Source organism: Erwinia sp. 1181_3 (assembly GCF_052824965.1).
In genome coordinates this window covers 1-1,211 of record NZ_VTDE01000031.1, presented here as the reverse complement: position 1 = coordinate 1,211, position 1,211 = coordinate 1, and the positions used below count along the sequence as shown (strand labels likewise).

General features: G+C 42.7%; 1 protein-coding gene. It reads right to left on the bottom strand.

Going from position 1 to position 1,211, the window contains the following annotated elements; translation table 11 throughout:
- Positions 1-1,211 (bottom strand): fimbria/pilus outer membrane usher protein (locus FY046_RS23615; protein WP_446186539.1); only part of this gene is annotated, 1,211 nt, incomplete at both ends.

Sequence of the window (1,211 nt, the reverse complement as noted above, 5' to 3'; positions counted from 1 at the left end):
GTAAGAGAGTATTGTCTGGTTCCGGGCCTATTGTCCCAGTATTGATACATGCTGCCAGTGAAGTTTAGATAAGCATCATTCCATAAACGCTGGCCAATAGTCAGTGTCAGGCGTTGTTTAGCCCGATAATCTGATTCTTGGTTAGTGCTATGAGCGTACCGCTCAAGGCTTGCTTCTCTAAACGTATAATATCCTGCCGTTGAGTACTTATAGGCAGCAAGGGTGAGATCTGTATTTGTTGTTTCTAAATATCGACTAAAACCCACTCTAAAACTATTACCAGTTTTATTTTTATTTTCAGATAATTGGCTTTTTGCGTGTGTGACATCCAGCGATAATCCACCAATCGGCGTGTTAAATGCGTTACCCAGAGCCATTGAATAGAAACGCTGCGCAAACTGTCCACCACCATAAAGTGTGTACATATTGCCCACACCGTACTGGTAGACACCCTGCATCACTTTCGGTTTCGTTCTTAATTTATCTTCTCTGAGCTCCCCTGCATTGACACTAAACAAAGATACACCCTGATGTAGTAGCATAGGTGGTGCCGAGAAGGGAATGCTTTGACTTCTGACCCGACCATCGGCTTCTGTTACCGTCATCTCGAGGTCGCCACCATATCCCATTGCCCCAACATCAGTAAGCTCAAACGGTCCAGGTGGAACGATAGTTTGATATACTGTCTGCCCACGCTGTGTAATGGTGACTTTAGCATTTGTTTCTGCCACGCCTCTCAATACAGGAACATAGTTTCTTAATCCTTCCGGTAACATACGTTCATCTGATTGTAAGATAATGCCTCGAATATTATAACTATCGAAGATATCTCCTCTGGTATTACTATCACCAATCGTGAGGCTGCTTTGTAACCTAATGATGTCCGTTTGAGCAAAACCAAATAAATTCTGTGTGTGCGAACTCCCACGACTGGACATACCCAAGTTCAGACGTTTTCTGAAGCGCCATCCTTTAGCATTAAATCCTGTCTGCATGCCAATATTACCCGTGTATACAATGTTATTACTCCTTGTTCCGTACTTTGAGCCAGTATAACTGCGATACATATTTGCATTGTAATCAAGGAAAATAGCAGGAACGCCAGCATCCCATGTACTGGGATCAATATAACCTCGTGGGCGATAAATAATATTTATCTGAGGTACGGTGATATTTAACTCATAATCTCCGGCATTATAATGCACCGAACT